Source organism: Nonomuraea sp. NPDC003709 (genome assembly GCF_040610775.1).
Taxonomy (GTDB): Bacteria; Actinomycetota; Actinomycetes; order Streptosporangiales; family Streptosporangiaceae; genus Nonomuraea; species Nonomuraea angiospora_A.
Genome location: NZ_JBEXMW010000016.1, coordinates 82,808 through 104,445 on the forward strand (window position 1 = coordinate 82,808; position 21,638 = coordinate 104,445).

Below are 21,638 nucleotides of genomic sequence, written 5' to 3' on the forward strand. Positions count from 1 at the left end.
ATGTGCAGGGTGGCCGTCACGCTCCTCCTCGACTCCCCCGGCACCGGATCCGTCGCCGTCCAGCGGTCGCCGCTGGCCGAGCTGTGCGCCTGCCTCCACGTCCTCGACGAGCCCGGCCACCACCCCGGCAGCGCGAGCTGGGTGGCCAGGGCGCACGCCGGGCTGGACAGCGAGCTGCTGGCCACGGCCGCCGCCTGGGCGCCGCTCTGGAGCGCCTTCCGCGCCCGCTACCTGCTGCCGCTGTCGGCGGGGCCGGCGCGTACGCTGGCCGGCGAGCTGCGGGAGGTGGCCGGGCTGCCCATCGGCGACTTCGTGGCGATGACCGTGCAGGCCCTCATCGGCAAGAACGACACCGAGCTGGCGCCCAGGCTCAGCGACGAGGTGCTGCAGCGGCTGCGGCTGATCTCCACCAGCCGCATGGAGATCGGCGCCCGGCTGCGCGCCGACCCCGAGGCGTTCCGCGGCGAGCTGCTCGGCTTCCTCGCCGACTTCGCCGCCGCGGCCTTCGACGCCGAATGGCCGTCGCTGCGGCCGGCCCTCGACCGCGACCGCGCCGAACGCGTACGCGACCTGCACCGGCGTGGCGCCCTGGTCCTGGCCGACCTCCCGACCGCGTCCACGTCGTCCGGCGCGCGGAGGCCGCTGCGCATCGTGTTCGACAAGCTCTACAACGCCACCGCCCGCGTGGACGAGGGGCGGCCCTGCCTGCTCGTCCCGACCGTCCACGGCCGGCCGCACTTCGTGATCAAGCACTATCCCGGCTACCCGGTCGTCATCCAGTACAGCGCCGACGGCGCCACCACGCCGACGCTGGAGACGGCCAGGCGCCGGCTCGCCGCGCTCCAGGATCCGACCAGGCTGCGGCTGGCGTACGCGATCCTGCGCAACCCCGTCGCCACCTCCGAGCTGGCCATCCAGCTCGGCATGACCGCTCCCCAGGTCTCCAGGCACCTGCGCAGGCTCAGGGAGGCTCAGCTCGTGCACACCCACCGGCGCGGCTCGGTCGTCTACTACCAGCTCGACGCCGACGCCGTCGAACGCCTCGGCCCCGACCTGCTCTCCGTCCTGTACCGGTGAAGAGCCCGCGCAGTGCGCGGGGGGTCAGCCGCCCTCCTGCGACGCCGAGGGCGACGAGGGCGGGGACGGGGGCGGCGCCGTAGCGGGCATGCCGGGGAAGGCCGGGGGCTGGGCGGGGCGGAAGGCGTACGAGCGGGTCGTCGCCTCCTGCATGGCCTGCGCGGCGTAGCGGCGCAGCGAGACGTCCTGCGCGGCGGCCAGCTCGAGGTAGGCGGCCGTGACGCCGGTCTCCAGGTGCACCGCCAGCTTGACCGCCAGCGCCGGCCCGGAGGGGAAGAACGGCAGCGCATAGGACGCGTCGGGCTCGGCCGGCCGCCCGCCCCGCGCCGTGATCAACGTGCGGAGCTGGTCGCGCTGCGTCCGGTGGGCGTCGAAGGCCGCGCTCATCCTGGCCCGCAGCGACCCCGACGTCCGCGCCCCCAGCAGCCCGTACGCGAACAGCACGGCATGCTCGGCGGCCAGCGCCTTGCGGAGTTTCTCGACGTCGTCGGGGTTCACAGCGACCTCGGCAGGGCGAGTACGTGGGCGGCCTCGCAGGCCCCGATGCTGGCGATGAGCTGGGCCACGCCCGGTGAGACGCGGTCGAGCTGGCGGATCCGCAGGGCTGCCGCCTTGCGCTCCAGATCGCGCAGGCGCGACAGGGACGGCTTGGGGGCGGAGGTCGGGGTGGAGGTGACAGGCGGGGCCGAGGCCACGGTGACGTATTTGCGAAGCTCGTTCACGTGGGCCTGGTGACGATCACGGAACGGCACCAGTTTCTGCGCCCCGCCGGAGATCAGCGCCGAATAGAGCGCGATCGTCCGCTCCTTCTCCGCGATCAGGTCCTTCAGCAGCGTGGTCTCAGGGGAGTCGGAGGCCCGGACGGACGGCTGCGGCGGGCCGGTGGTGCTGCAGGCGGTGAGAGCGGCCGCTCCGCCCGCCAGCAAGGCTCGCCGGGAGAGGTGACGCGGGCGCACGGGCTAGAACCTCCAGTGACGGTGGAGCCGACCGACGGGAAAGCCGCCCATGGGCAGGCGCACCCGATCGACGCCGCGGCGGCGGGCCCTTCGGGGGCTTTCTCGTCGGTAGCATCGTACGGGCTGGTGCCCGCGATCGCTGTCAGGCGACGCTCCGCCATTCGACCATGACGAGTGGCGCTCTTTCCGTGCCCCCATACAGATAGGGTGTCAACTGTCGTCGCTGGCTGAGCCGCCAGACGGCGGAGAGCCAGAGGCGAGGTCCGCCCGGCTGAGACATGACAATAGGGGAGGTCGATATGGGCAGCGCATCACCCCGCGACCACCTGATGAAGCTCCTTGAGCCTGTGGTCAGCGCGGAGGGCCTCGATCTTGAGGACATCACGGTCACCCAGGCCGGCAAGAGACGGCTGCTGCGCGTGATCGTCGATCGCGACGGCGGCGTGAGCCTCGACGACGTGGCCGACGTGAGCCAGGCGGTCTCCACGGCCCTCGACGACGACGACTCGATGGGCCAGGCGGCCTACACGCTGGAAGTCTCCTCGCCGGGCGTCGACCGCCCGCTCACCGAGCCACGCCACTGGCGCCGCGCCGCGAAACGCCTGGTGAAGGCCGAGATGCGAGACGGCACCGTGGTGGAGGGCCGCATTCTGGCCGCCGACGAGGCCGGTGTCGACCTCGACGTCGAGGGCGCCGCACGCAGACTTGATTACGAGGACCTGACCCGGGGACGGGTACAGGTGGAGTTCCGCCGGATCGACGACGTCGACGGCGACGAAGGCTAAGGGGGAGCCGTCGTGGACATCGACATGAGCGTCCTGCGCAGCCTCGAGCGAGAAAAGGACATCTCCTTCGACCTGGTCGTCAAGGCGATCGAGGACGCGCTGCTGATCGCCTACTTCCGCACCGACGGCGCCGCCTCCAAGGCGCGCGCCGAGCTCGACCGCAGCAGCGGTCACGTCACGATCTGGGCCGCCGAGCTGGACGAGGACGGCGAGGTCGTCAGGGAGTACGACGACACGCCCAGCAACTTCAGCCGGATCGCCGCCACCACCGCCAAGCAGGTCATCCTGCAGCAGCTGCGCGACGCCGAGGACGAGATCAACTTCGGCGAGTTCGCCAGCCGCGAGGGCGAGCTGGTCTCCGGCGTCATCCAGCAGGGCAAGGACCCGCGGGTGGTGCTGGTCGACCTCGGCAAGATCGAGGCCGTGCTGCCGCACCCCGAGCAGGTCCCCGGCGAGGACTACGTGCACGGAGAGCGCATCCGCGTCTACGTCGTGCAGGTGAAGAAGGGCCACAAGGGCCCCTCCGTCACCTTGTCGCGCACGCATCCCGGGCTGGTGAAGAAGCTGTTCGCGCTGGAGGTGCCCGAGATCGCCGACGGCACCGTGGAGATCGCCGCGGTGGCGCGCGAGGCGGGCCACCGGACGAAGATCGCGGTCAGGTCGCGCAAGCCCGGCGTCAACGCCAAGGGCGCCTGCATCGGGCCGATGGGCTCGCGGGTGCGCAACGTGATGACCGAGCTGCACGGCGAGAAGATCGACATCATCGACTGGTCGGAAGATCCGGCCGAGTTCGTGGGGAATGCTCTGTCACCAGCGCGCGTTTCCCATGTCGAGGTGCTCGATCTCGAGGGGCGCGTCGCACGGGTGACCGTGCCCGACTACCAGCTTTCGCTGGCCATCGGGAAAGAGGGCCAGAACGCCCGGCTTGCCGCGAGACTCACCGGATGGCGGATCGACATCCGGCCGGATACTCAGGCCGAAGATGCCGCCGGTTCCGTAGATGCGTCAACACGGTAAGCTGGAATATGGTGGCCAAGCGACCCCACAGCGCACCTGTGTGGGCTGCAGGGTTCGTACGGCTAAGTCCGAGCTGCTCCGTCTGGTGCGGGTCGAGGACCATGTGGTCCCTGACCTGCGAGGACGGCTTCCTGGCCGCGGTGCATCGCTGCATCCGTCCTTGAGCTGTCTGGAGCTTGCCGAGCGTCGCCGAGCGTTTCCGCGCGCTTTCCGCGTGGCGGGGCCGCTTGACGTCTCGCGCGTGCGGGCGCAACTGGAGGGAGACCACGCAAATGTCATGTAGGACGCCGAGTTGATGGGCGGAGTCAGATTGCTATGAGCGCCTGATGAGCACGCGGCGATGAAGACGTCAAGTTAGCGACGGTCCGGACGGCATAGCCAGCCTCCCGGGCCGAGTAAGGGAGTGCAGTGGCGAAGGTCCGGGTATACGAGCTCGCTAAGGAGTTCGGCGTAGAGAGCAAGGTCGTCATGGCCAAGCTCCAGGAGATGGGAGAGTTCGTCCGCTCGGCGTCCTCGACCATCGAGGCGCCGGTGGTCCGCAGGCTCACCGAAGCTCTGGGCGCATCGAAGGGTGGGCCCTCCAGAGGCGGCGGACAGCCGTCCAACAGGCCGCAGCCGCCCAAGGCTGCTCCCCGGCCGGCAGAAGGCCAGGCCGGTAACGGCGCCGCACAGGCGCCTGTCCCCTCAGCCCCGCGTCCGGGGCCGGGCCCCAGGCCCGGTCCGGGTCCGCGTCCGGGCCCCGCGGGCGGCGGTCAGCCGCGCCCGCCGGTGCCCATGCCTCACCAGCAGCCGCAGCAGCCCGAGGCTGCTCGCGGTGAGACGTCCGGGGCTCCTCAGGCACGGTTCGAGAGCGGCGCGCCCGCGCGCCCGACTCCGGGTCCGCGTCCCGGCCCTGGTGGTGGCGGCGGCGGTGGCCGTCCCGGCCCCAAGCCGGGTCCCGCGCCCCGTCCGGGCCCCAGGGACGGCGGCGGCGATCGGGGCGACCGGCAGGCGCCGCGTCCCGGCGCGCCCACCGGTGGCGGTCCCCGCCCCGGTCCGGGTCCCAAGCCGGGCCCGCGTGGTCCGCGTCCCGGTAACAACCCGTTCTCCTCGACCGCCAGCGGCATGGGCCAGTCCCGTCCGCCGCGTCCCGGCGGCCAGCGCGACGGCGGCGGTCCCGACCGCCGCGAGCGCCGCGACGGCCCGCCGCGCGACGGCGCGATGCCGCGTCCGCCGCAGGGCCGCGGTGGCACCGGTGACGCCGGTCCCCGTCCCGGTCCGCGTCCGGGCCCGCCCGGTGCGGGCGGTCCGCGTCCGGGTCCCGGTGCGGGTGGTCCCCGTCCCGGCGGTCCGCGTCCCAACCCGATGATGATGCCGCAGGGTCGTCCTGCCGGTCCCGGCGGTGGCGGCGGTGGCCGTCCCGGTGGTGGCGGCGGTGGCGGTCGTCCCGGCGGTGGCGGCGGTGGCCGTCCCGGTGGGGGCGGCGGCGGTCGTCCCGGTGGCGGCGGCGGCTTCGCCGGTCGTCCCGGCGGCGGCGGTGGCACCGGCCAGCGCACCGGCACCGGTGGTCCCGGTGGCGGCGGCGGTGGTTTCGCCGGTCGTCCCGGTGGCGGCGGTCGCGGTCGCGGCGGCGGCACCGCGGGAGCCTTCGGGCGTCCCGGCGGCCGTCCGGCCCGCGGGCGCAAGTCGAAGCGGCAGAGGCGCCAGGAGTTCGACAACATGTCGGCGCCGGCGATCGGCGGTGTGCAGGTCGCTCGCGGCAACGGCGCGACGATCCGCCTTCCGCGCGGCGCGTCGCTGTCCGACTTCGCCGACCGCATCGGCGCGAACCCCGCCTCGCTCGTGCAGATCATGCTGCACCTCGGCGAGATGGTGACCGCGACGCAGTCGGTGAGCGAGGACACGCTGCAGATCCTCGGCACCGAGCTGGACTACAACATCCAGGTCGTCAGCCCGGAGGAGGAGGACCGCGAGCTTCTCGAGGCCTTCGACATCGAGTTCGGCGAGGACGAGGGCGACGAGGACGACCTCGCCGCGCGTCCGCCGGTCGTGACCGTCATGGGTCACGTCGACCACGGTAAGACCAAGCTGCTCGACGCCATCCGCAAGACCAACGTGGTGGCGCGCGAGGCGGGTGGCATCACCCAGCACATCGGTGCTTACCAGGTCGCCGCCGAGCACGAGGGCATCGACCGGAAGATCACCTTCATCGACACCCCGGGTCACGAGGCGTTCACCGCCATGCGTGCCCGAGGCGCCAAGTCCACCGACATCGCGGTGCTGGTGGTCGCGGCCGACGACGGTGTGAAGCCGCAGACGATCGAGGCTCTCAACCACGCCCAGGCGGCCGACGTGCCGATCGTGGTCGCGGTCAACAAGATCGACAAGGAGGGCGCCGACCCCAACAAGGTGCGGGCCCAGCTCACCGAGTACGGTCTGGTGGCGGAGGAGTACGGCGGTTCCACGCTGTTCGTCGACATCTCGGCGAAGAACGGCACGGGCATCGACAACCTGCTCGAGGCCATCCTGCTGACCGCGGACGCCGAGCTCGACCTGCGGGCCAACCCGACGATGGACGCCCAGGGCATCGCGATCGAGGCTCACCTCGACCGTGGCCGCGGCCCCGTCGCGACCGTCCTGGTCCAGCGCGGCACGCTGCGCGTCGGCGACTCCATCGTCTGTGGCGAGGCCTTCGGCCGCGTCCGGGCGCTGCTCGACGACAACGGCGAGCCGGTCGATGAGGCCACGCCGTCCCGTCCCGTCCTGGTGATGGGTCTGACGGCCGTGCCGAGCGCCGGTGACAACTTCATCGTCGTCACCGACGACCGGATGGCCCGCCAGATCGCCCAGCAGCGCGCGGCGCGCAAGCGCACCGCCGACATGGCGAAGTCGAGCCGTCGCCGCAGCCTCGAGGACATCTTCAAGGACCTCGAGAAGGGCAGCGTCGACGAGCTCAAGCTCATCATCAAGGGTGACGTGTCCGGTTCGGTCGAGGCCCTGGAAGACGCCCTGCTCAAGATCGACGTCGGCGACGAGGTCAGGCTCCGTGTCCTGCACCGCGCGGTCGGCGCGATCACCGAGTACGACGTCAACCTGGCCGTGGCCGACGACAACGCGGTCATCATCGGCTTCAATGTCCGCCCCGAGCCCCGGGCGCGCGACCTGGCCGAGCGCGAGGGCGTCGACATCCGCTACTACTCGGTCATCTACCAGGCGATCGAGGAAATCGAAGCGGCGCTCAAGGGCATGCTCAAGCCCGAGTTCGAAGAGGTCCAGCTCGGCACGGCGGAGATCCGCGCGATCTTCAAGGTGCCGAAGATCGGCAACATCGCCGGTTCGCTGGTCCGCTCGGGCCGGATCGTGCGCAACAGCAAGGCCCGCCTCATCCGCGACGGTGTCGTCGTGACCGACAACCTCACCGTCTCCTCGCTGCGGCGGGAGAAGGACGATGTCACCGAGGTCCGCGAGGGCTTCGAGTGCGGTATCGGCATCGGCTACAACGATCTCAAGGAAGGCGACGTCATCGAAACCTTCGAGATGCGGGAGAAGCCGCGAGACTAACGCGCGGCGCGGCGCCCGGCGGGAGATCCGCCGGGCGCCTCTCGCACGTCCTGGCCTGGTCCCCACCGCAGCAGGCCGGGCGTGCGTTCACCACACCAGATCAAGCGGTGGTTACCAACGATGTATGTGGGTGCTCTGACCCTGGACATCCTGCTCGGCGACGTCAGGTCGCTGAAGCAGAAGCGCTCTGTCGTACGGCCGCTGATCGCCGAGCTGCAGCGCCGTTATCCCAGCATCGCGGTGGCCGAGGTCGGCCATCTCGACCTGCACCGCAGAGCCGAGGTCGGCGTCGCGGTGGTCTCCTCCTCCGCGGGTAACTGCAACGAGATCATGGACGCCTGCGAGCGGATGGTGGCCTTCCGCCCGGAGATCGAGCTGCTGTCGGCCAGGCACCGGCTCTACAACGACGAAGATTGAACGACTGCACGGCCAGATCGTGCGTGAGGGGGAGCGAACATGGTGGATGCCGCACGAGCGCGGAAGCTCGCCGACCGCATCCAGCAGATCGTCGCCGAGATGCTGGAGCGCCGGATCAAGGACCCGCGCCTGGGCTTCGTCACCGTGACCGACACGCGCGTCACCGCCGACCTGCGCGAGGCGACCGTGTTCTACACCGTGTACGGCTCCGAGGCCGAGCGGTCCGACAGCGCGGCCGCCCTCGAGAGCGCCAAGGGGATCATCCGCTCCGAGGTGGGCCGCCAGACCGGCGTGCGCTTCGCCCCGACGCTGACGTTCAAGCACGACCCGCTGCCCGACTCCGCGCGTCACCTCGACGACCTGATCACCGCCGCCCGGTCCCGGGACGCGGAGGTGGCGCGCCGGGCCGAGAACGCCTCCTACGCCGGCGAGTCCGACCCCTACCGCAAGCCCGAGGAGGGCGAAGCGGATCTGAGCGAGGACGACCAGGCGTGACGCCCGACGTGCGCGACAGAGCGGATCGCCCGTTCCGTGCGGACTCCCACACGGTCACCGGCGGCGCGGTCCCCGAGGCCGCATGGGACCGGGCCCTGCGGCTGATCGGCCGGGCCGACGAGATCGCGCTGGCCTGTCACGTGACGCCCGACGGCGACGCCCTCGGGTCGATGCTGGCCGTGGGGTTCGTGCTGCGGTCGCTGGGCAAGCGGGTCGTCGCGTCGTTCGGCGACCACCACTTCGTGGTGCCGCGGCTGCTGCGCTTCCTGCCCGGCCAGGACATGCTGGTGCCGCCGGCGGACTATCCGGCGGCACCGGAGCTGATGATCACCTTCGACGTCTCGACGTTCGAACGCCTCGGGCTCCTGCGCGAGAACACCGCCAGGGCCCGAGAGGTCATCGTCGTCGACCACCACCCCTCGAACGAGGGGTTCGGCACGCTCAGCCTCATCGACTCCACGGCAGCCGCGACGGCCGTGCTGGCCGAGCAGCTGATGTACCGGCTCGGCGGAGGGCTCGACCGCGACATCGCCGTCTGCCTCTACACCGGGCTGGTGACCGACACGGGGTCGTTCCGGCACTCCTCGACCACGCCCGCCGTGCACCAGATGGCGGCCAGGCTCGTGGCGACCGGGCTGCGCACCGACGAGATCGCCCGTGAGCTGTGGGACCGTTCCCCGTTCGGCTACCTCAAGGTGCTGGCCGCCGCCCTCGACCGGGCGACGCTGGAGGACGGGCTGGTCTGGACGTACGTGACGCGGGTCGACCGGGCCGCGCACGGGCTCCCGTACGCGGAGCTGGAAGGCATCATCGACATCGTCCGGCGCACGGACGAGGCCGAGGTCGCGGTCGTGCTCAAGGAGGACGACCAGGGCGACTGGCAGGTGTCCACCCGATCCAAGGGCAAGGCCGACGTGGGGGCCGCGTGCGCGGCCCTGGGCGGCGGCGGGCACCATAACGCGGCCGGTTACACCTCGCACGAGACCGTGGAGGCGACCATGGACGCCTTCCGGCGCGAACTTGGGAAGGTTGGATGGTCGAGAGCGGGCTGATCATCGTCGACAAGCCGGGCGAGTGGACGTCCCACGACGTGGTGGCCAAGATGCGGCGCATCGCGGGCACCCGCCGTGTGGGACACGCGGGCACGCTCGACCCGATGGCGACGGGCGTGCTGGTGGTCGGCGTGGAGAAGGCCACCAGGCTGCTCGGCCACCTGACGCTGACCGAGAAGGTGTACGAGGCCACGATCAGGCTCGGCGTGAGCACGAACACCGACGACGCCGAGGGCGAGGTCACCGCCACGGCCCCGGCGTCCGGCGTCACGGCGGCCGAGATCCACAAGGGCGTCGCGGCGCTCACCGGGGAGATCATGCAGATCCCGCCGCAGGTGAGCGCCATCAAGGTGAACGGGCAGCGCGCCTACAAGATGGCCCGCGCGGGCGAAGAGGTCGAGCTGCGGGCCCGGCCCGTCACCGTGCGGACGTTCGACGTGCTCGACATCCGGGCGCACGACGACGTCGTGGACGTGGACGCGGTCGTGACCTGCTCCAGCGGCACCTACATCCGCGCGCTGGCCCGTGATCTGGGCGCGGCGCTCGGGGTCGGAGGGCATCTGACGGCGCTGCGGCGCACCCGCGTGGGGCCCTACGGCCTGTCGCTGGCCAGGACCATCGACCAGCTCGCCGAGGAGTGCGTGATCCTGCCCATCGGCGAGGCGGTGGCGGCGGCGTTCCCGCGCCGGGACGTGACGGCCGAGGAGGCACGCGTCATCGGGCACGGGGGACGGCTGGCGGCCGCCGGGCTGGGCAAGGGGCCGATCGGCGTGTTCGGGCCTGAGGGCGAGCTGCTGGCGCTGGTGGAGGAGCAGGGCCGAGTGGCCAAACCCCTCGCCGTCTTCGTCTCCTAGACCGCTCTGAGGGCTTCGTAAGGGGTTATACGGGTTTGTGGGCGACGATGATGTCGCGGACGATCGCCTGGTCGACCCAGTGCTCGAAGTCGGGGTAGTCCATCACCTGGAGCCCCGCCCCCTCGAGGATCTGGGCCAGCTCCGAGCTCTTGCCGCCGTAGGTGTTCCACGAGATCCCCATGGCCCCGCCGGGCCGCAGCAGCTCGGCCCAGCCGGGCACGGCCTGTCGCAGCAGCTCCATCGGGCTGCGCGACAGCCCGCCGCCGCCCTTGCTGCCGTGCTGGACCCCGTACGGGGTGTCGGTCACCAGGGCGTCGAACGAACGCGGCTTGAAGAAGTCCCTGCTCTTGAGGGTGTCGGCGTTGACCACGGCCAGATGCTGCACGTCGCCGGCCTTGACCGCCTCCTTCGACAGCCCGAAGGTGACGTTGAGCCGCCGCCCGGCCAGGGCCCGCTCGCGCCGCACCGGCACGGTCTCGGCGGTGTGCTTGAGCCGCTTGTTGCGCAGCCAGGTCTTGATGAACCCGGAGTATGCCTCGAAGTCCTTGCCGTCGACGTCGAGCCCGTACGCGTCGTAGCCGTACATGAGGGCCTGGTTGAGCGTCGTGCCGCGCCCGCACAGCGGGTCGAAGACCGAGAGCCGCTCGCCCAGCCCCTTGGCCCCGGCCAGCAGGGTGACGTTGAGCAGCAGCTTGGTGAAGTGCTCGTTGGTCTTGCCGGCGTATTTCTGGATGGTGATCAGGTCGCTGCTCAGCCGGTCGAGCGACGACATGGAGAGCGGCCGGAGCAGCTCCCCTTCAACCCCGAAAATCGCATAAACAGAGGAAAGATTCGACAAAAGAGAAATATCCGGCTGCGTCAACGGCTCGGATGTCTCGAAAGTCACATACGGCACACCGCCGACGGTGGTCTCCTCGCTGGCGAGGACCTTCCCGTCCAAGCCGTACCTGCTGAAGACCGCCAGCTCACTCCTGGTCAGCCGGATGGAGCTCTCCCCGTAGACCCGGTTGAAGGCAGGCAGGATCAGAAGCGCGTAACGAGGCATGATGCCCGATCCTATCGCCCTCGATTGGAGCGAACGGTGACGCGCGTGGCAGGCTTGTGGGGGATTGATCCGCCACAAGCGAATGGGGCCTAGCGTGCAGGGTTCGGGAAGGTCTGTCGTCACCATCGGCGTGTACGACGGGGTCCACCGCGGGCACCGGCGGGTGGTCGAACGCGCTGTCGCCATCGCCCGCGAGCGGGGGCTGCGCAGCGTGGCCGTCACGTTCGAGCCGCACCCCGACGAGGTCGTGCGGCCCGGGACGCATCCGCTGCGGCTCACCAGCCCGCGGCGCAGGGCCGAACTGCTGGCCGGGCTGGGGGTGGACGAGATCGACGTGGTGGAGTTCACGCTCGACCTGTCGCGGACGAGCCCGGACGACTTCGTCCAGGCCGTGCTGGCCGAGCGGCTGGCGGCGGCCGTCGTCGTGGTGGGAGAGGACTTCCTGTTCGGCCACGAGGCCAGCGGGGACGTCGAGACTTTGCGGACGCTGGGCGACAAGTACGACTTCGAGGTGGAGGCTGTGCCCCTGCTCGACGCCGTCTCCTCGGCCTCGATCCGCGCGCGGATCGTCACAGGCGACGTCGAGGGCGCCGGCGAGCAGCTCGGGCGGCCGCACCGGGTGGAGGGCGTGGTCGTACGCGGCTACCAGCGCGGACGCCAGCTCGGCTTCCCGACGGCGAACGTCGAGACCGCCCAGCACACCGCCATCCCGGCCGACGGGGTCTACGCGGGGTGGCTGGAGTGCGTGCCGATGGCCAATCTGCCCGCGCTCTACCAGGGGGAGCGGTGGCCGGCGGCGATCTCGGTCGGTACGAATCCGACCTTCGAGGGAGTGCCGCGGACGGTCGAGGCTTATGCGCTTGATCGGGATGATCTAGAGCTTTACGGGGTGCATGTGGCGGTCGAATTCCACGCCCGGCTACGTGGCAACACGCGATTCGACTCCATCGACGCGTTGATCGAGCAGATTCACGCCGATGTCGACGCCGCCCGCCGCCTCACGAGCTGAAATCCGCGAAATTGCGACGCGGTTAAAGCCCGGGAAAGGAGCGCCCGAGCACTGCGCGTGAAGTGGTAACCTTGCATGTCGGCTCAGTAGCGGCGCCGCTGCGCGCTGCCCATGACGGCCTTCACGCGGCGACTGTAGGCACGCACGGTCGTTCGCATCTTTCATCATCGTTCACGCGTGCCCGTAGCTCAAAGGAGAGCCGTGTCCCTCGACACCGCTGCCAAGAAGTCCATCATCGGCGAATACGCGACGGCCGAAGGCGACACCGGGTCGCCCGAGGTGCAGATCGCGCTGCTGAGCAAGCGCATCAGCGAGCTCACCGAGCACCTGAAGACGCACAAGCACGACCACCACAGCCGTCGTGGCCTGCTTCTGCTCGTCGGTCGCCGGCGCCGCCTGCTGAAGTACCTGCAGAAGGTCGACATCCAGCGCTACCGCTCGCTCATCGAGCGGCTGGGCCTGCGCCGATAGCATGAAAGGGAGCGGCGAACGCGCCGCTCCCTTCTCATATGGGTACAGCCATATGGTCGGATATGTGGCGATGTGGATACGTTGTCACTTCTGACCTACAACTGAAGATCCGAGACACACAGCCCCCGCGTCCGTTCAGCACCATGCGACCCGCGACGCCTGCGGGCCGGTCCTCGGTAGTGGCTTCCGGTAGGAATTTGACAGTGAGACCGGGCGCTTCGATCGAAGACCGGCGCTGCACCTAACGAGGGTGCCGGTGAGAAAAAGGGCGCGGGAGACCGACCACAAGGAGGTCCCCCGTGGAGGGTGTCCACACCGCTGAAGCCGTCATAGACAACGGCTCATTCGGCACGCGCACGATCCGGTTCGAAACCGGTCGTCTCGCGCGCCAGGCGGCTGGCTCCGCCGTCGCCTACCTCGACAACGACACGATGGTGCTCTCAGCCACCACCGCGTCGAAGTCCCCGAAGGAGAACTTCGACTTCTTCCCGCTCACCGTCGACGTCGAAGAGCGCATGTACGCCGCGGGCCGCATCCCCGGTTCGTTCTTCCGGCGTGAGGGCCGTCCCTCCGAGGACGCGATCCTCACCTGCCGCCTGATCGACCGGCCGCTGCGCCCGTCGTTCGTCAAGGGTCTGCGCAACGAGATCCAGGTCGTCGCCACGGTGATGGCGCTCAACCCCGACCACCTCTACGACGTGGTGGCGATCAACGCCGCGTCGCTGTCCACCCAGCTCGCCGGGCTGCCGTTCTCCGGCCCGATCGGCGGCGTGCGCGTCGCCCTGATCGACGGCCAGTGGGTGGCCTTCCCGACGCACCACGAGCTGGAGCGGGCCACGTTCGACATGGTCGTCGCGGGCCGCGTGCTCGAGGACGGCGACGTCGCGATCATGATGGTCGAGGCCGAGTCCACCAAGGACACGCTGAAGCTGGTCGCCGACGGGGCCGTCGCGCCCACCGAGGAGACCGTCGCCCAGGGCCTGGACGCCGCCAAGCCGTTCATCAAGGTGCTGTGCGAGGCCCAGTCGCGCATCGCGCAGGTCGCGGCCAAGGAGACGGCCGAATACCCGGTCTTCCTCGACTACCAGGAGGACGTCTACGCCGCGGTCGAGGCCGCGGTGAAGACCGAGCTGACCGCCGCGCTGACCATCGCGGGCAAGCAGGAGCGCGAGAACGAGCTGGAGAAGGTCAAGGCGCTGGCCGCCGAGAAGCTCCTGCCCGAGTTCGAGGGGCGCGAGAAGGAGATCTCCGCCGCGTTCCGCTCGGTGATGAAGAAGCTCATGCGCGAGCGGGTCGTCAAGGAGGGCATCCGCATCGACGGCCGCGGCACCAAGGACATCCGCGCCCTTTCTGCCGAGGTCCACGTGGTGCCCCGGGTGCACGGCTCGGCGCTGTTCGAGCGCGGCGAGACCCAGATCCTGGGCATCACCACGCTCAACATGCTGCGCATGGAGCAGGTCATCGACACGCTCAACCCTGAGCGGACCAAGCGCTACATGCACAACTACAACTTCCCGCCCTACTCCACCGGTGAGACCGGCCGGGTGGGCTCGCCCAAGCGCCGCGAGATCGGTCACGGCGCGCTGGCCGAGCGGGCGCTGATCCCGGTGCTCCCGACCCGCGAGGAGTTCCCGTACGCCATCCGCCAGGTCTCCGAGGCGCTCGGCTCCAACGGCTCCACCTCGATGGGCTCGGTCTGCGCGTCCACGATGGCGCTGCTGGACGCGGGTGTGCCGCTCAAGGAGATGGTCGCGGGCATCGCGATGGGCCTGATCGGTGAGGGCGACACGTACGTCACCCTGACCGACATCCTCGGCGCCGAGGACGCCATGGGCGACATGGACTTCAAGGTCGCCGGCACCAAGGACGTCATCACCGCCCTGCAGCTCGACACCAAGCTCGACGGCATCCCCGCGAGCGTGCTCGCGGCCGCCCTCAAGCAGGCCAAGGGCGCGCGCCTGGCGATCCTCGACGTGATGCAGGAGGCGATCAACTCTCCGGCGGAGATGAACCCGACCGCGCCGCGCATCATCACCATCAAGGTCCCGGTCGACAAGATCGGCGAGGTCATCGGCCCGAAGGGCAAGATGATCAACCAGATCCAGGACGACACGGGCGCCGAGATCACCATCGAGGACGACGGCACGATCTACATCGGCGCCACCGACGGCCCGTCGGCCGAGGCGGCCCGTTCGGCGATCAACGCCATCGCCAACCCGCACATGCCGGAGGTCGGTGAGCGCTACATCGGCACGGTCGTCAAGATCGCGGCCTTCGGCGCGTTCATCTCGCTCCTGCCCGGCAAGGACGGCCTGCTGCACGTCTCCCAGATCCGCAAGCTGCACGGCGGCAAGCGCATCGAGAACGTCGAGGACGTCATGAGCGTCGGCGAGAAGATCCAGGTCGAGATCGCCGAGATCGACGCCCGGGGCAAGCTCTCGCTGGTGCCTGTCGAGGTCATCGAGAAGGAGGCCGCGGAGAAGGAGGCGAAGGCCGCCGCCGCGCCCGCCGCCGAGGGCGACGACGACGCCGAGGCCCCGCAGGCCGACGAGGCCGCCGCGCCCGCCGAGGAGAAGGCGGAGCGGCCCCGCCGCACCCGCACCCGCGTCCGCACGCGCGGCAGCTCCGACGGGGACGACCGGAACTCGTGACGACGACCACGCTGCACCCCGGCCGGGACGGAGCCGGGGTGGTGAGGCGCACCGTCCTCCCAGGTGGGCTGCGCGTGGTGACCGAGACCATGCCGACCGTGCGTAGCGTCGCGGTCGGCATGTGGGTCGGCATCGGCTCGCGTGACGAGGCCCCCGAGCACACGGGGGCCACCCACTTCCTCGAACACCTGCTGTTCAAGGGCACCCCGACGCGCGACGCCATGGAGATCTCCGCCTCCATCGAGGGCATCGGCGGTGAGATCAACGCCTTCACCGCCAAGGAGTACACGTGCTACTACGCACGCGTGCTCGACGAGGACCTGCCGGTCGCGGTCGACGTGCTGGCCGACGTGGTGACCAGCTCGCTGGTGACCGAGGAGGACGTCGAGTCCGAGCGCGGCGTGATCCTCGAAGAGATCGCCATGCACGACGACGACCCCTCTGACGTGGTGCACGAGCAGTTCGCCGCCGCGCTCTACGGCGACTCGGCCATCGGCCGGCCCATCCTGGGCACGGTCGAGTCGATCAACGCCCTCGGGCGCGAGCGGATCGCCGAGTACTACCACCGCTACTACCGGCCCCGGCGCACGGTCGTGTCCGTCGCGGGCAACATCCGGCACGAAGAGGTCGTCGAGCTGGTCACCAGGGCGTACGAGCGGGCGGGCGCGCTGGGCGGGCCGGCCGAGTTCGCGGCCCCGCGCACCAGCGGTCCCGGGGCCGAGATGCGTTCCGGCGTGCGGGTGCTCGACCGGCCGACCGAGCAGGCCAACCTGGTGCTCGGCACGACCGGCCTGTCCCGTACGGACGACCGCAGGTTCGCGCTGGGCGTGCTCAACGCGGCGCTGGGCGGCGGCATGTCGTCCAGGCTCTTCCAGGAGATCAGGGAGAAGCGCGGCCTGGCCTACTCCGCCTACAGCTACACCTCCGCCTACGCCGACACCGGCCAGTTCGGGATCTACGTGGGCTGTCTGCCGTCGAAGATCGACGACGTGCTCAAGATCTGCCGGGACGAGGTGTCCAGGGTGGTGGCCGACGGCCTGAGTGCCGACGAGATCATGCGCGGCAAGGGCCAGATGCGCGGCGGGCTCGTGCTCGGCCTGGAGGACACCGGCTCGCGCATGTCGCGCATCGGCAAGAACGAGCTCGTCTACGACGAGCTGATGTCGGTGGACGAGGTGCTGGCCCGCATCGAGGCGGTCACTCCCGACGAGATCGACGAGGTGGCGCGGGACGTGCTCAAGCGGCCGCTCACGCTCGCCGTGATCGGCCCGTACGGTGACAAGGACTTCACCGAGGCCGTCCGCCCGTAAGGACGAACCCGCCACATGGGTCCTGAACGGCCACGACAGTGAGCCGGCGGTCCCATGGGCGGGTTTTCCCGCTGGTATAGGGTTGGCCTGTGATCAGGGTAGGTGTGCTGGGCGCCCGCGGGCGCGTCGGCGTCGAAGTGTGCAAGGCGGTCGAGGCGGCCTCCGACATGGAGCTGGTGGCCGCGATCGACAAGGACGACCCCATCGAGGGCCTCGAAGGCGCCGAGGTGGTGGTCGACTTCACTCATCCCGATGTCGTCATGGGCAACCTCGAATGGGCGATCCGGCACGGCATCCACCCGGTGGTGGGCACGACCGGGTTCGACGAGGGGCGGCTGGAGACCGTGCGCGGCTGGCTGGCCGAGTCGCCGGGCACCCACTGCCTGATCGCGCCCAACTTCGGCATCGCGGCCGTGCTCATGATGCACTTCGCCCAGCAGGCGGCCCGCTACTTCGAGTCGGTCGAGATCGTCGAGCTGCACCACCCCAACAAGGCCGACGCGCCGTCCGGCACGGCCCGCCGCACGGCGGAGCTGGTGTCCGAGGCGCGCGCCAAGGCGGGGCTCGGCCAGATGCCCGACGCCACGAGCACCGCGCTCGACGGCGCCCGCGGGGCCGACGTCGGCGGTGTCCCCGTGCACTCCGTGCGGCTGTCCGGGCTCATCGCGCACCAGGAGGTGCTGCTGGGCGGTGAGGGCGAGATCCTCACGATCCGGCACGACTCGATGACCAGGGCGTCGTTCACGCCGGGCGTGCTGCTCGGGGTGCGCCGCGTACGCGAGCTCCCAGGCCTCACCGTGGGCCTCGAGCCGCTCCTCGACCTCTGACCTTCCTGGCCTCGGCAGCGACCTCGGCAGGGGCCGCACACGACGTGCCCACAACCGTACGGTCGCGGGCACGTCGTGAGGAGAGGGTTCCGGCTCCGCACAGCCGGGCCTTACGATCATCAACATTAAAATATGAGCGGCGGGATCCGGCTCCACCATGAGATCGTGTCGGCATGGTGCGATGGGCCGAAGCGGGTGAGCTCCCCGGACTGACCGCGATCGAGCTGGCGGCGGACAAGCTCTTCGAGCAGGTCGACATCGTTTTCCCGCCCGGCACCACCATGATCGAAGAGGTGGACGACCCCCTCAGGGTCCTGGTCGAGGGGACGCCTCCCACGGGGTTCGCGCTGATCGGGTGGGTGGACGGCAACCTGCACCTGGAGCAGCTGGCCGTGGATCCCGGTCACATGCGCCAGGGCATCGGCGGGCGGCTGGTCGCGGCGGTGCTCGACCACGCGCGGGCCGCCGGGGCGCCTGCAGTGACGCTGACGACCTACCGCGACGTGCCCTGGAATGCGCCGTGGTACACGCGGCACGGCTTCTCGGTGCTGCCCGAGGAGGAGTGGGGCCCGGAGCTGCGCGCGCTGGTGGAGCACGAGCGGGAGCTGGGCATCGAGATCGCGCCCCGCGTGGTGATGCGCCACTAGGCAGGCTACGGGCGCCACCAGGGGTGCGGCGCGCGGTTGGCGGCGAACCAGGCGGCGGCGTAGTCGACGGCGGCGGCCAGCGGGAACAACCGGGCCTGCGCCGCGCCGACCGGCCCACACCGTACGTCAACGGTCCGCTCGAAGTCGGTCCCCAGGCGCGCGAAGTCGCTGTCGTCCACCCGCACGTCCTCGAACTCGCACCACGCCCGCCCCTCCCCGTCGTCCACCACGGCGCGGTAGCTGCGGCGCGGCGGGGCCGGGTGGTAGCGGTATTCGGCCAGGTGGAACGCGGTGCACCTGTCGTAGCCGACGCCGAGCAGCAGGACGAGGGCGCCGGCCTCGTAGAGCCTGGCCAGCGGGGATCGCTCGCCCAGGAGGCAGTCGCGGGCATGGTCCCCGATGATGTGCGCTGCCCGCGGGCCCACGGCGGCGAAGGACGTCTGCGGATGCGCGCTGCGGCGGGCGTCCGGTGCGGTGCGGACGCACTCGGGGATCCGGCCCATCCGTACGGACGGGGTGGAGCCGGGGTCGTAGGCGGGCATCCTCGACCGGAAGGCCTCGATCTCCTCCGTCGTCATCCCGGCCACGGCGGCGCGGTAGACCGGGGAGGTGTCGGAGTTGGCCGAGGTGCCGGTGGGCACTGTGAGCGTGCCGTCCGGACCCAGCGACTCCCTGAGCGCCGCGACCACCGTGTGCTCCCCGCCCTCGACCCGGCCGATGCTGCTGAGTGAGGAATGCAGCAGCACAACCTGCCCCGGCTCGATGCCCAGAGCGGAGAAATCCCGACTTATGCGGGCATAATTCACCATGACATTCCCTTTTGGGGAGCACACCGATCGGGCACCGCGTCAGCTTAACTTTCGTGCGCCGTGACCATTTCCTGCTTTCCCCAATTGTGGGTCAGCCGGTCGCGGCGACGTACGCGTCCACCTCGGCCAGGTAGGCGTCCTTGAGGTGCCGGGGGAGCCAGGTGATCTCGAAGGCGTTCCGTTCGAGCTGGGCCAGCTCCTCGCGGTTGAGCTGGAGCGCGCCCTGCAGCGCCTCGAGGTTTTCCCCCACGTAACCCGCGAAATAGGCGGGATCGTCGGAGTTGATCGTCACGCGCACGCCCAGGTCCATCAGCTTGCGGATGCCCTCGGCCTTCATCGAGTCGGTGACGTAGCCGTTGGAGATCGGGCAGCAGGTCAGCCCCATGCCCCGCTCCAGGACGACCTCCACGAGCCGCTGGTCCTCCAGGATGTTGACGCCGTGGTCGATGCGGTTGACGCCGATGTCCTCGACGGCCTGGCGGATGTGCTCGATCGAGTTTTCCTGGTCGACGTCGCAGTGCATGGTCAGGAGGTAGCCCTCCTGCCTGGCGCGCTCGTACACGGCCGCGAACTTGACCGGCGGGTTGCCCTTCTCGTCGGAGTCGAGCCCCACGCCCGCGATCCACTCCTTGTACGGCAGCGACTCCAGCAGCGTCGCCATCGCGTATTCGGCCTGGAAGTCACGCAGGAAGCACATGATGAGCTGCGCCCGCACCCCGAGACGCGCCTCCGCGTCCATCAGCGCCCGCCGCAGCCCGCGGATCACCACGTCGAACGGCACGCCGCGCGAGGTGTGCGCCTGCGGGTCGAAGAAGATCTCGGCGTAGCGGACGTTCTGCTCGGCGGCCTTGCGCAGGTAGGCCATGGCCAGGTCGTAGAAGTCGGGCTCGGTCCGCAGGACCTGCATGCCCTCGTAGTAGACCGTGAGGAAGGACGGCAGGCTGTCGAAGGCGTAGGCGGCCCGCATCTCCTCGACGGACGAGTACGGCAGCTCCAGGCCGTTGCGCCCGGCCAGCTCGAACTTGAGCTCGGGCTCCAGTGTGCCCTCGATATGCAGATGCAGCTCGCACTTGGGCAGTCCCGCGATGAAGTCCTTCACACGCCCAAGCTTAGAAGACGATCGCCAGCCCCACGGCGAACAGGAGCCCGTACGCCAGCTGCAGCTTGCCCGTCTGCTGCAGCACCGCGATCAGCGCGGGGCCGACGGCCTTGCCCAGCACGGTCCTGATCGGGGGGATCGCCAGCGGCGCGGCCAGCAGCACGAGCGCGGCCCACGGCGTCACCGGGACCATCGCCAGCGCCACCACGAACGGCACCACCTGGCAGGCCACATAGAGCGCCCGGGTGCGCTCGGCCCCCAGCACCACGGCCAGCGTGCGCTTGCCGGCCTGGCCGTCCGTACCGACGTCGCGCAGGTTGTTGACCACGAGCATCGAGCACGAGAGCAGCCCCACCGGGATCGAGGCGAAGAACGCCGGCCAGCTCAGCGACTCGGTCTGCACATATGCCGTGCCCACCACGGGGACGATCCCGAAGAACACGAACACGGCTATCTCGCCGAGCCCGCGGTAGCCGTACGGGCGCTTGCCGCCGGTGTAGAACCAGGCGGCCGCGATGCACGCCGCTCCCACCAGCAGGATCCACCACGCCCGCGTGACGACGACCAGGATCAGCCCCAGCACCGCCGCGACCGCGAAGCAGCCCAGCGCGGCGACCAGCACGTCACGCGGGCTCGCCGCCCGCGAGCCCACCAGCCGCATCGGGCCGACCCGCTGGTCGTCGGTGCCGCGGACGCCGTCGCTGTAGTCGTTGGCGTAGTTGACGCCGATCTGCAGCGACAGCGCCACGAACAGCGCCAGGACCGCCCTCCACCACACGAAGCCGCCCTCGCCGATCGCCACGCCCGTGCCCACCATGACGGGCACGACGGCGTTCGGGAGGGTGCGCGGGCGGGCGCCCGCGATCCACTGGCCAGGGGTTGCCATGTCTGTCGTTCGTCCTCTAGCTGATGTCCGTCGTGAGCCTGATCATCCGGATCGGACGGCCCATGTCGAGCACGCGTTCGGCCATGTCCTCGCCCCAGCCGGCCGACTCCAGGAAGCCCAGCACCGCGTAGTTGTCGGCGAACACCCAGGTGACGATCTGCCGGAAGCCGTCCTCACGCAGGTAGTCGACGGTCGCGTTGAGCAGCCGGCTGCCGTGGCCCCGGCGTACGAAATCGGGGTCGACCAGCAGCGTCAGCATCTCGGCCACCACGGTGGGATCCAGGTCGGGGTCCTCGGCGGGAGCGTGTGAGGCCAGCCCCACCACGCGTTCGCCGCCCCGGGGGGTGGTCAGGGCGGCGCTGCCGCCCGCGCCCAGGGCGGGGAAGCCCTCGGTGTCGAGGATGGTCTCCACCGCCACCAGCACCCGGTGCCTGGGGGTGGGCGGGGCCACGATCGCCTCGTCCCACTGGCGCAGCCACATCTTCTCGGCCGCCGCGCCTGTCATCTGCTCGAGTGGCCCCTCGGGAAGGAAATCCCGATAGCCATAGCGCCAGGCGCGGATCTGACAATTCGCAACCTGGAGCACATCCTCGCGCCGGGCCGCCCGGACGCCTACGTCTGCCATCTCGGCCCGCTCCTTCGCCTGCCGTCCATGCCACAAGGCACGAGTTACACCGTATCGGTGTTTGAC

At 70.3% G+C, this 21,638-nt stretch carries 22 protein-coding genes; 15 read left to right on the top strand and 7 right to left on the bottom strand.

Annotated elements, in window-relative coordinates; genetic code table 11:
- The first annotated feature begins 9 nt into the window (after positions 1–9).
- Positions 10–1,077, top strand: coding sequence for a DUF5937 family protein (locus ABZX61_RS39480; protein WP_355201577.1), 1,068 nt, complete (start codon positions 10–12; stop codon positions 1,075–1,077).
- Between the two features lie 24 nt (positions 1,078–1,101).
- Here ABZX61_RS39480 and ABZX61_RS39485 read toward each other — a convergent pair whose 3' ends face one another.
- Entirely contained in the window at positions 1,102–1,575 is a 474-nt protein-coding gene (locus ABZX61_RS39485) for a ferritin-like domain-containing protein (protein WP_355201579.1), read from the bottom strand.
- A complete protein-coding gene (locus ABZX61_RS39490; protein ID WP_355201581.1) occupies positions 1,572–2,033 on the bottom strand; it encodes a hypothetical protein in 462 nt (153 codons plus the stop codon). Before ABZX61_RS39490 ends, ABZX61_RS39485 begins: the two co-directional genes overlap by 4 nt.
- Positions 2,034–2,332: 299 nt before the next feature.
- Here ABZX61_RS39490 and rimP point away from each other — a divergent pair, with 299 nt between their 5' ends.
- The 8 genes from rimP (at position 2,333) to truB (ending at position 10,193) form a co-directional block, all read left to right on the top strand.
- The gene (gene rimP / locus ABZX61_RS39495; protein WP_355201583.1) at positions 2,333–2,818 is read left to right on the top strand and encodes a ribosome maturation factor RimP; all 486 of its coding nucleotides are present in this window, start codon (positions 2,333–2,335) and stop codon (positions 2,816–2,818) included.
- Positions 2,819–2,830: 12 nt separating this feature from the next.
- The gene (nusA, locus tag ABZX61_RS39500) at positions 2,831–3,835 is read left to right on the top strand and encodes a transcription termination factor NusA (RefSeq protein WP_355201585.1); all 1,005 of its coding nucleotides are present in this window, start codon (positions 2,831–2,833) and stop codon (positions 3,833–3,835) included.
- Positions 3,819–4,118, top strand: coding sequence for a YlxR family protein (locus ABZX61_RS39505; protein ID WP_185071781.1), 300 nt, complete (start codon positions 3,819–3,821; stop codon positions 4,116–4,118). Before nusA ends, ABZX61_RS39505 begins: the two co-directional genes overlap by 17 nt.
- 125 nt (positions 4,119–4,243) lie before the next feature.
- Positions 4,244–7,375, top strand: coding sequence for a translation initiation factor IF-2 (gene infB, locus ABZX61_RS39510; RefSeq protein WP_355201587.1), 3,132 nt, complete (start codon positions 4,244–4,246; stop codon positions 7,373–7,375).
- Positions 7,376–7,495: 120 nt separating this feature from the next.
- The gene (locus ABZX61_RS39515; protein ID WP_350724641.1) at positions 7,496–7,792 is read left to right on the top strand and encodes a DUF503 domain-containing protein; all 297 of its coding nucleotides are present in this window, start codon (positions 7,496–7,498) and stop codon (positions 7,790–7,792) included.
- Positions 7,793–7,831: 39 nt separating this feature from the next.
- Complete coding sequence (rbfA, locus tag ABZX61_RS39520) at positions 7,832–8,287, top strand: 30S ribosome-binding factor RbfA (protein WP_350724643.1); 456 nt, start codon at positions 7,832–7,834, stop codon at positions 8,285–8,287.
- Complete coding sequence (locus tag ABZX61_RS39525) at positions 8,284–9,339, top strand: bifunctional oligoribonuclease/PAP phosphatase NrnA (RefSeq protein WP_355201590.1); 1,056 nt, start codon at positions 8,284–8,286, stop codon at positions 9,337–9,339. Before rbfA ends, ABZX61_RS39525 begins: the two co-directional genes overlap by 4 nt.
- Positions 9,321–10,193 (top strand): tRNA pseudouridine(55) synthase TruB, encoded by an 873-nt coding sequence (gene truB / locus ABZX61_RS39530; protein WP_355201592.1) that lies wholly within the window; start codon positions 9,321–9,323, stop codon positions 10,191–10,193. The genes ABZX61_RS39525 and truB overlap by 19 nt, the downstream gene beginning before the upstream one ends.
- Before the next feature lie 25 nt (positions 10,194–10,218).
- Here the strand turns inward: truB and ABZX61_RS39535 are convergent, their stop codons facing one another.
- Entirely contained in the window at positions 10,219–11,238 is a 1,020-nt protein-coding gene (locus ABZX61_RS39535; RefSeq protein WP_355201593.1) for an SAM-dependent methyltransferase, read from the bottom strand.
- An 82-nt stretch (positions 11,239–11,320) separates the two neighbouring features.
- Here ABZX61_RS39535 and ABZX61_RS39540 point away from each other — a divergent pair, with 82 nt between their 5' ends.
- From ABZX61_RS39540 to ABZX61_RS39565, 6 genes are all read left to right on the top strand, one after another.
- A complete protein-coding gene (locus ABZX61_RS39540; protein WP_355201595.1) occupies positions 11,321–12,247 on the top strand; it encodes a bifunctional riboflavin kinase/FAD synthetase in 927 nt (308 codons plus the stop codon).
- A gap of 201 nt (positions 12,248–12,448) precedes the next feature.
- A complete protein-coding gene (gene rpsO / locus ABZX61_RS39545) occupies positions 12,449–12,718 on the top strand; it encodes a 30S ribosomal protein S15 (RefSeq protein ID WP_185071789.1) in 270 nt (89 codons plus the stop codon).
- 299 nt (positions 12,719–13,017) lie between these two features.
- Positions 13,018–15,369: a polyribonucleotide nucleotidyltransferase gene (locus ABZX61_RS39550; RefSeq protein WP_355201597.1), complete on the top strand. Its 2,352-nt coding sequence runs from the start codon at positions 13,018–13,020 to the stop codon at positions 15,367–15,369.
- Complete coding sequence (locus ABZX61_RS39555; RefSeq protein ID WP_355201599.1) at positions 15,366–16,679, top strand: pitrilysin family protein; 1,314 nt, start codon at positions 15,366–15,368, stop codon at positions 16,677–16,679. The genes ABZX61_RS39550 and ABZX61_RS39555 overlap by 4 nt, the downstream gene beginning before the upstream one ends.
- A gap of 89 nt (positions 16,680–16,768) precedes the next feature.
- The gene (gene dapB / locus ABZX61_RS39560) at positions 16,769–17,506 is read left to right on the top strand and encodes a 4-hydroxy-tetrahydrodipicolinate reductase (protein ID WP_350724657.1); all 738 of its coding nucleotides are present in this window, start codon (positions 16,769–16,771) and stop codon (positions 17,504–17,506) included.
- A gap of 173 nt (positions 17,507–17,679) precedes the next feature.
- Entirely contained in the window at positions 17,680–18,153 is a 474-nt protein-coding gene (locus tag ABZX61_RS39565) for a GNAT family N-acetyltransferase (protein WP_355201601.1), read from the top strand.
- Positions 18,154–18,158: 5 nt separating this feature from the next.
- Here the strand turns inward: ABZX61_RS39565 and ABZX61_RS39570 are convergent, their stop codons facing one another.
- From ABZX61_RS39570 to ABZX61_RS39585, 4 genes are all read right to left on the bottom strand, one after another.
- Entirely contained in the window at positions 18,159–18,962 is an 804-nt protein-coding gene (locus ABZX61_RS39570; RefSeq protein ID WP_355201602.1) for an AAC(3) family N-acetyltransferase, read from the bottom strand.
- A 91-nt stretch (positions 18,963–19,053) separates the two neighbouring features.
- The gene (locus tag ABZX61_RS39575; RefSeq protein WP_350724663.1) at positions 19,054–20,061 is read right to left on the bottom strand and encodes an adenosine deaminase; all 1,008 of its coding nucleotides are present in this window, start codon (positions 20,059–20,061) and stop codon (positions 19,054–19,056) included.
- A gap of 10 nt (positions 20,062–20,071) precedes the next feature.
- Entirely contained in the window at positions 20,072–20,947 is an 876-nt protein-coding gene (locus ABZX61_RS39580) for a 1,4-dihydroxy-2-naphthoate polyprenyltransferase (RefSeq protein WP_355201604.1), read from the bottom strand.
- Between the two features lie 16 nt (positions 20,948–20,963).
- A complete protein-coding gene (locus ABZX61_RS39585) occupies positions 20,964–21,572 on the bottom strand; it encodes a GNAT family N-acetyltransferase (RefSeq protein WP_192790985.1) in 609 nt (202 codons plus the stop codon).
- Positions 21,573–21,638: the final 66 nt, after the last annotated feature.